The 8,044-nt window shown below is 65.2% G+C and carries 6 protein-coding genes; 1 reads left to right on the forward strand and 5 read right to left on the reverse strand.

Features of this window, described 5'->3' with window-relative positions:
- The coding region (locus ACXRVZ_RS27095; protein WP_458233080.1) for an SDR family oxidoreductase at positions 1 to 1,166 on the reverse strand (1,166 nt) is incomplete at its 3' end.
- A 91-nt stretch (positions 1,167 to 1,257) separates the two neighbouring features.
- On the opposite strand from ACXRVZ_RS27095, the gene ACXRVZ_RS27100 reads away from it, so the two are divergent.
- Positions 1,258 to 1,950, forward strand: a complete 693-nt coding sequence (locus tag ACXRVZ_RS27100; RefSeq protein WP_457427538.1) for an acyltransferase — start codon at positions 1,258 to 1,260, stop codon at positions 1,948 to 1,950.
- A 94-nt stretch (positions 1,951 to 2,044) separates the two neighbouring features.
- Here ACXRVZ_RS27100 and ACXRVZ_RS27105 read toward each other — a convergent pair whose 3' ends face one another.
- The 4 genes from ACXRVZ_RS27105 to ACXRVZ_RS27120 all read right to left on the reverse strand — a co-directional run.
- Positions 2,045 to 2,992 (reverse strand): class I SAM-dependent methyltransferase, encoded by a 948-nt coding sequence (locus ACXRVZ_RS27105; protein WP_457427540.1) that lies wholly within the window; start codon positions 2,990 to 2,992, stop codon positions 2,045 to 2,047.
- 27 nt (positions 2,993 to 3,019) lie between these two features.
- Positions 3,020 to 4,438 (reverse strand): TolC family protein, encoded by a 1,419-nt coding sequence (locus ACXRVZ_RS27110; protein ID WP_457427542.1) that lies wholly within the window; start codon positions 4,436 to 4,438, stop codon positions 3,020 to 3,022.
- 80 nt (positions 4,439 to 4,518) lie between these two features.
- The gene (locus tag ACXRVZ_RS27115; protein WP_457427544.1) at positions 4,519 to 5,727 is read right to left on the reverse strand and encodes an HlyD family type I secretion periplasmic adaptor subunit; all 1,209 of its coding nucleotides are present in this window, start codon (positions 5,725 to 5,727) and stop codon (positions 4,519 to 4,521) included.
- The coding region (locus ACXRVZ_RS27120) for a type I secretion system permease/ATPase (RefSeq protein ID WP_458233081.1) at positions 5,724 to 8,044 on the reverse strand (2,321 nt) is incomplete at its 5' end. The genes ACXRVZ_RS27115 and ACXRVZ_RS27120, both read right to left, overlap by 4 nt.

The raw sequence follows: 8,044 nt of genomic DNA on the forward strand, positions 1-8,044 counted from the left end.
CCGTTGACCCGGATCGTTTCGCCAGTAAGGTAATCGGCCTTGGCCGATGCAAGAAAACTCACAGCGCCTGCGACGTCTTCCGGCTTGGCAAGCCGGCGCAAGGGCGCTCGGGCGGCCACAAGCAGCCGTGTCTTTTCGGATACATCGGCGATCAGTTCCGTATCTGTCATGCCCGGGGACACCATATTTACGGTTACTCCTTTGGGTGCCAGATCCACCGCCAGTGCTTTTGAAAAACMATTCAATGCAGCTTTGGCAGTAACGTAATGCAGCAAACCCGCAGGCGGCGTTTCAATCATCTGCGACGTTACATTAATTATTTTCCCGTACCTCGAGGCCTCAAACGACGGTAGCGCAGCCTTCACGATATTCAACAGGCCTCGAATATCGGCATCGAGGTGCAACTGCATATCACTCCACTCCAACGCCGCAAGAGCGATGACCGGCGTCTTTGGAGTGACACAATTGACAATCACGGTGATTCTTCCCAGCTTTCGCGACACCTGCTCCACCAACTCAGTCGTTTGAGTCGAATCAATGATGTTTGCGCTGAATTTTATGCATCGAATGCCAAGACCTTGAAGATTTTGCTGTAGCCGTTGTGCGGCGTCTTGGTTTCGATGATAGTGGATCGCGATATCGAAACCGTCCTCAGCCAGTTGTCGACAAACTGCCTGACCTATTCCGCCACTCGCGCCCACAACCAAAGCAATCTTCCGACGCTCTGGCTGCAAAGCAGTGATGACTGGGGCCTCAGGCTCTACGATTTTCACCTTCGCGAGACCGGTCGTCACCAACTGCTTGTGTTGGTTAAATATCTCCGTCYTTAATTCAATAACATTATTTCGATCATGCTTTTTCACCACTTCAGCACGTACAAATATCGTGTCACCGATACGAACCGGCAACACAAATTCCAGACTCTGCGAAAACCATAGGGCTCCGTCGCCTGGGAGCTTGGTACCGATAACCGTCGAAATGAATGACGCGCCGAGCATGCCGTGGGCGACCGGCTTCTTGAACACCGTGGTTTCAGCAAAGCCGGCGTCGATGTGAAGACGATTGTCGTCACCCGTCAATTGCACGAAGTGGTCGATATCCTGCTGCGTGATCGTATGCGAAAGCTCGGCCTTATCACCTACCGCGATGGACGCATATTTACTCATGACTGCGGCGCGCTTTCAGGTGGATTTACGTTGACCAAAACTCTGCTCGGCGTATGATTGCATAATCCAGGCTCACTTAGCAAGAGACGGTATGGCACTGAAAATAGACCGCTACAAGGCGCTGATCAGCGGCACTGAACCAAGAATTCTCGACGGCCTGGTGCGGGGGCTGTTGATTCATTATTTTTTCCATCTTTCCGACAAACATATCGTAGACGTCAGCACATCCGCGCCAAGCGAAAAAAAGACAGTCAATCTCCAGACACCGACGCTGTTCAAAGGCCAGGGGCGCATCAAGCTGGCCTCGACCACCCTGTTTGGCTGGACCGCCTCGCCCGGCAGTTACGGCTGCACGACGATCGATGCGCGCACGCCTGAAGCGGTGATCGAACTTGGCGAACACACCATCCTGAACAACGGCTCGACCTTGATTGCCGAGGGGGCGGGCATTCGCATCGGGGCGCGTTGCCAGATCGGTGGCGAGGCCTTCATCATGGACAGCAATTTTCATGAAATGGAGATGGGCAAGCGGCATATGGCGGATGGCAGCACCAAGCAAGTGGTCATTGGCGACGATGTCTTTATCGGTGCGCGCGTCACCATCTGCAAAGGCAGCCAGATTGGCGACGGCAGCGTGATTTCAACCGGCTCGGTGGTGCTGGGTCTGGTGGTGCCGTCCATGTCCATCGTGGCGGGCAATCCGGCGCGGGTGATGGGCAGAGTCCCTAGCCCCTCACCCGACCTCGCCTCGCCGAACGCAAGCGCGCCCGGTCCGTCCGCCTAGGGGACGGCGAACCTTGCGGCATCTGACTGCGAGTACATCGCCCGAACGGGCCGGCTCAGAGCGGCCCGGCGCTCGGCCCGCAATACCAAGGCCCTCAGGACATGTCAGCCAACCGCAGCGTCTGCGAGTCGATCGGGTCGTCGACGGCCGCCACGATGCGCTGCGGTTCGTCGATGTGCGCCATCAGGGTCAAGCCGCGCGAATCCATCGGCGCGGGGTGCGTGTAGCGGATCTGCGAGACGGGCTGGGCTTCCAGCATGGCTGAGTTGCACAGGCCGACGTACTCCCACGACGCCTGGCGCATCTTCGAGGTCCACAGGTCCGACTCCTGGCCGTCCGTGTCATCGACAGCACGGCAGACGACGGACATGTAGCCGCTGGCCAGGCCCGGCACATAGTTGTTCATGTTCACGTCCGTGTGCGGGCAGAACAGGAAGTCGATGGGCACGAGCTTGAAGGTGCGCAGCAGGTGCTCCAGCATCGGCACCGAGTGGTACCAGAAGGTGTTCAGTTCGCGTTGCAACCCGCCCTGGTGGTTGTAGGTCAGCGTGTGGTCGCCGCGCTTGATGACGTTGGTGGAGACGACCATCAGGCCGTTCTTCTTCAGCAGCGGCCGCACGCCCGCCAGCACGTGCAGCGGTGAGAACACGTGGTACAGCACGCCGGAGAGGTTGATGAAGTCGAAGCCGCCGTGGGCAGCGAGCTTCTGGCTCAGTTCGTAGATCAGGCCGATCTGCTGGAAGTCGAAATCGACGTCATAGGCCTGCTTGAGGACGTTCATCTTCTTCAAGCAGTGCGGCACGGCGTCGGTCGCCAGCACCGTGCGCGCGCCCTTGCGCTTCATCAGCGCAGGAATCAGACCCTCCATGCTGCCGATGTCCAGGCAGTCCATGCCGTTCAGGTCGCAGCGGCGCATCATCATGCGCGGCAGCATGGGCGTGCGGGGCGTGTCGGCGCCCTTGGCGACGATGCCGGGCGCCAGCTCGACGCTGTAGTACCACCAATCATTCAGCACGGACGCGAGCAGTTCTTCGGAAATCATGGGTGTTCCCTTGGTGAGATGGTGTTTTTAACGCAGCGGCGTCGACACGCCGCGGCCCATGCTCCAGATCAGCGACACGACCTGTTGGGCATCGAACATCGCGTTGACGTGCGCGACGCGCATGGAGTAGTAGTCGCCCTCGGCGGCCATCACGTCGAACAGCGAGCGGCGGCCGAGCTGCTGCCACTGCTGCAGCGTAGAGGCGCGCACGCGGTCGCTGTTGCGCAGGATCTCGACGATGCGGCGGGCGCGGTCCAGCGTGGACGTGCCGACCTCGTGCATCTCCAGCAGCCGGTAGCGCTTGGCCTCGATGGCCTCGTCGCGCTGCAGCACGGTCGCGCGGTAGCGCTGCACGGCGGCGTTGGCCTGGGCCTGGGCGCCGGGCTGCAGGATGGGGATGGTGACGGACACGCCCGCGCCGATGTCGGTGGAACGGTCGTTGGGCGACGGGCCACCCGCGCGCAGCAGCGCGCTGGCACTGCCGGTCAGGTTGACGGTGGGCTTCTGGCCGGCAATGACGGATTCGGCGAAGTTGCGCTGCGAGCGCGCCTGCGCCTCGGCCTGCGCCACGTCGGCGCCGAGCAGGATGTCGGACTGCATCTGCTGCAGGTCGGGCACCACCGACAGCGCGGCCATCATGCCGATGCTCACGGGCAAGGGCTCGCCAACGAGGCGCTTCATGCGCACCTCGGTCTGGCGCAGGGCCGACATGGTCTGCTCCAGCGACAGGTCGGCCTGCTGCAAGCTCTTCTGCGCCTGCACCCACTCGCTGGCGCGGCCACGGTCGGCCTTGGTGATGATCTCCAGCGCATCGACCAGGCAGGCCATCTTGCGCACGTACTGCGTGTAGACCTGGCCTTGCAGCACGTAGCGGCTGCGGTCCAGCGCCAGGCTGACGACACTGAGCGACAACTGCTCCTCGGCGCTGCGCTGGCCTTGGGCTGCGACCTCGGCCAGCTCCTTGCGCCAGGCGGTCAACTTTTCCACGCGACCGAAGTCCCACAGCGGCATGCCGGCACTCAGCGTGGCGCCAAGCTGGCCATGGCGTGTGGAGTTGACCCCGTTCACACCCTGGTTAAAGCCGTTGCCACTGATGCTCAGCGTGGCCGTCGGCAGGCCCAGCGCGCGAGTCTCCTCCACGTCCGAACGGGCCGCCTCGGCCATCAGGCGCGCGGCGCCCAGCGACTTGCTGCGCTGCAGGGTCGTGTCGATGAGGGACTGCAACGCGGCCCTCGGGTCGCCGTTGCTGGTCTCAAGCGCGTTCATGTCGCGGCCCAGGCGAGACAGGCCGGCGTCTTCCTCGTTGCAGCGGCCCTGGCTAGCCGCCGCTTCGGCCACGGGGGCGGGCGGCGGTGCGACAGGCTTGGACGGGCGCGTCTGCGCCGCAGCGAAGGAGCCGAACGTGGCAAAACCGAAGGCGAGGAGGAGGCGGAAGGGGTACAGCATGGCCCCATCACTAGACCATCCAGCCCCTCATTCCAAAGCCCGGAAAAAGGCCCCGAGCGGGGCCTTGTCAGCGCGTTATCTCAGCGCTCCCGCAGCGCTTCCTGCGACTTCATCATCGGCCGCAGCAGATAGCTCAGCACTGAGCGCTCGCCGGTCTTGATCTCGACCTGCGCGGTCATGCCCGGGATGACGGGCAGCTTGCCGCCCTTGTACTTGAGGTTGTTGCGGTCGGCGGTGACGATGACGCGGTAGTTGCCTTCGCCGGTCTTGTCGTTCTCGGCGGTGACGGCGTCCGGGCTGATGTAGGTGACCTTGCCTTCCAGGCCGCCGTAGGTGTTGAAGTCATAGCCGGCCAGCTTGACCTCGGCCGTCTGGCCCAGGCGGATGAAGCCGATATCGCGGGGCTTGATGCGGGCCTGCACCAGCACCTGCGGGCCGATGGGCGCGATCTCCAGGATGGGCACGCCGCTGCCGACGACGCCGCCGGTGGTGCTGATCTTGACGGACTTGACGACGCCGTGCACCGGCGACTTCAGCACCGTGCGCGTCATCGCGTCCTGGCGCACCACCATCTGCTCGTCAAGCTGCGCCAGTTCGCTCTGCACGCGGACCAGGTCCTGGCTGGCCTCCTGGCGGTAGCGAGACATCCGTTCGGTGCGCTGCTGCTGAATCTCGTTGACCTGCCGGTTCAAGCGCATGACTTCCACGTCGCTCATCAGGCCGCTCCTGGACATGTCCTGCGCGAGCTTGAGCTCCTTGGAGATCATCCCGAGACTGCGGTTGATGGCGGAGACAGCCTCGTCCAGCAGGCGCTTGCGCGCTTCGAAAGATTCCGCCTCGGCCTGGGCATTGCGGCTCTTCACGTCCACGTCGGCCGGCCAGCGGATGGCGCCGCTGCCAGTGGATTCGGCGGTCAGCCGTGCAGCCGCAGCCTTCAGCGCCTGCACCTTGACCTGGCCTTCGGCCTGCTGGGCTTCAACGCGGGTCGGGTCCAGGTAGACCAGGTCCTCCCCGGCCTGCACTTCCTGACCTTCGCGCACCTTCAGCTCGCGCAGGATGCCGGCATCCAGGCTGGCGATGACCTGCTCGCGCCCGTCCGGCACGATGCGACCGTCGCTGCGGGTGATCTCGTCAACGTGGGCCAGCGCCGACCAGGTGATGCCTACCGTCACCACGACGCACAGCAGGTACAGCGCCCACGTCGTGCGCGGCAGCGGCTCGTCGATCTGGGCGGCGTGGATGGCGCTGACGAACAGGCCTTCTTCCTTGGTCAGGGCCTTCGTGCTCATACGCTCGCAGAACGCTGCACCGGCTGGGCCGACGGATGCATGTGCACGCCCTCGCTCGGCGCTGCGGCCGGGCGCACGCCGGACAGCGCCGCCAGCACCTGGTCGCGCGGGCCGTCCATGACGATGCGGCCACCGTCGACGACGGCGATGCGCTGCACCAGCTCCAGCACGGCCGGGCGGTGGGTCACGACGACCAGCGTCGCGGTGCCCGCCGCATCACGCAGCTGGCGCAAAAAGGCCATCTCGCTCTGCGCGTCCATCGAGCTGGTGGGTTCATCCATCAGCAGGATCTGAGGCTTGGTGACCAGGGCGCGGGCAAGCGCCACGAGCTGGCGCTGGCCGCCGGACAGCAACTGGCCCATTTCACCGACCGGCAGGTCCCAACCCATCGGATGGGCGGCGACGACGCGGTCCAGGCCGGTCAGCTTGGCCACCTCGACGAGGCGACCGGCGTCCAGGTGGGCACGGCCCATCAGCACGTTGTCGCGCAGCGTGCCCAGGAAGAGACGCGGCTCCTGGCTGACGAAGCCGACGCGGGCGCGGTACTCGGCCGGGTCGACCTGGCGCAGGTCGATGCCGTCGACCTCGACCATGCCTTCGGTCGGCTGGTACAGCCCGCCCAGCATGCGCAGGATGGTGGACTTGCCGCTGCCGATGCGGCCCAGGATGGCGACTCGCTCGCCGGCCTCCATGCGCATGGTGGCGTTGCGCAGCACCTTGGGCGCGGTGCCTTCGGCCGACGCGGCGGATGCGGCTGGACCTTGGCTATGGCCCGTGGGCGCCACCGGGTAGGAGAAGCCCACGTCATGAAGACCGACCTTGCCCGTCACCGTGCCCAGCGGCACGTAGTTGCGCGTGCTGTCGCGCTCGACCGGCGCGTCCATCATCTGGTTCAGCGACAGCATGGCCGCACGGGCGCCCTGGTAGCGGGTGGCCAGGCTCACCAGGCTGCCCAGCGGCGCGACGGCGCGGCTGGCGAACATCACCGAGCCGATCAGCGCGCCCGAGCTGATCTGGCCGTCGTGGATGAGATAGACGCCCCAAACCAGCAGCACGAGGTTGACCGCCTGCTGCAGCGTGCTGGAGAGGTTCATGCTCCAGCTGGACAGCGCGCGCGACGTGAGCGCCGTTTCGGCCACCACGGCCGTGGCGTGCTCGTAGCGGCGCAGGAAGCGGCCTTCCGCGCCCGAGGTCTTCAGGTCTTCCAGGCCTTCGAGGGACTCGACCAGCATGCCGTGCATGTCCGCCGTCTCCTGCATGTTGGTGCGCATGGCGCGGCGCATGGCGCCCTGCATGGCCCAGGACACGCCCATGATGATCGGCACCGCCAGCACCAGCACCCAGCCCAGCGGACCGCCGATGACGAAGGTCATGCCGATGAAGATGACCAGGAACGGCAGGTCCGACAGCGCCGACAGCGTCGCGCCGGTGAAGAACTCGCGCACCATCTCCACCTGACCCAGGTAGTGGGCATAGGAGCCGGCCGAGGCGGGCTTGTGCTCCATGCGCACGCCCAGCGTCTGGCGGTAGAGCTTGGCGCCGATGATGAGGTCGGCCTTGCGGCCGGCCAGATCGATGAGGTGGGAGCGCAGCTGGCGCGCGAACAGGTCGAACAGCAGCGCCACGGCGGCGCCCACGGCCAGCGTCCACAGCGTGACCATGGCCTGGTGGGGGATGACCTTGTCGTAGATGACMGACGTGACGAGGCCCGACACCAGCATCAGCACGTTGGACAGCAGCGCCGCCAGCATCGAGGCGCGGTAATAGGGCACGAAACGTTTCAGCGTGCCCCACAGCCAGTGCGCAGCCAGGCCGCGGTCGCCCAGCTTGAGCATGGGCGACTCGACGCGCGCCGAGTGCGCCGACTCCAGCGGCGACACGGCCAGCATGAAGCCGCTGTATTCGGGCTCCAGTTCGGCGGTCGTGGCCGGCACTGCAGCGGCCTCGGGGCCGGGGAAGACGACCTCGTAGCGGCAGGCACCGGCGCTCACCGCGGCCGGGTCATCCAGGCGACGCACCAGCACGCAGGCGTCGCCGCCATTGAGCAGCAGCACGGCCGGCAGCAGCAGCGCGTTGATGTCGTCGATGGATTTGCGCAGCAGGCCGGCGTTGTAGCCCGCCTCGCGCATGACGCGGATGGCGCCGTCCGGCGTCAGCACGCCGTCCACAGGTGCCCCGGCGCGTAGCGACTCTGGGGAGCGCGGCTTGCCGTGGTGGCGCGTCAGCCAGGCCAGGGCCTGCAGCAGCGGGTCGCCGGCGGGCTGGCTGGCCAGGTCGGCCAGCGGGTCCGGCGGCGGCGGCGGCTCGCCGTTGGCAG

The organism is Roseateles sp. P5_E8 (assembly GCF_054177665.1).

Coding starts and splice junctions, on each gene's coding strand:
- ACXRVZ_RS27105 (WP_457427540.1), bottom strand. CDS start 2,992: ATGATTTCCGAAGAACTGCTCGCGTCCGTGCTGAATGATTGGTGGTAC.
- ACXRVZ_RS27100 (WP_457427538.1), top strand. CDS start 1,258: ATGGCACTGAAAATAGACCGCTACAAGGCGCTGATCAGCGGCACTGAA.
- ACXRVZ_RS27110 (WP_457427542.1), bottom strand. CDS start 4,438: ATGCTGTACCCCTTCCGCCTCCTCCTCGCCTTCGGTTTTGCCACGTTC.
- ACXRVZ_RS27115 (WP_457427544.1), bottom strand. CDS start 5,727: ATGAGCACGAAGGCCCTGACCAAGGAAGAAGGCCTGTTCGTCAGCGCC.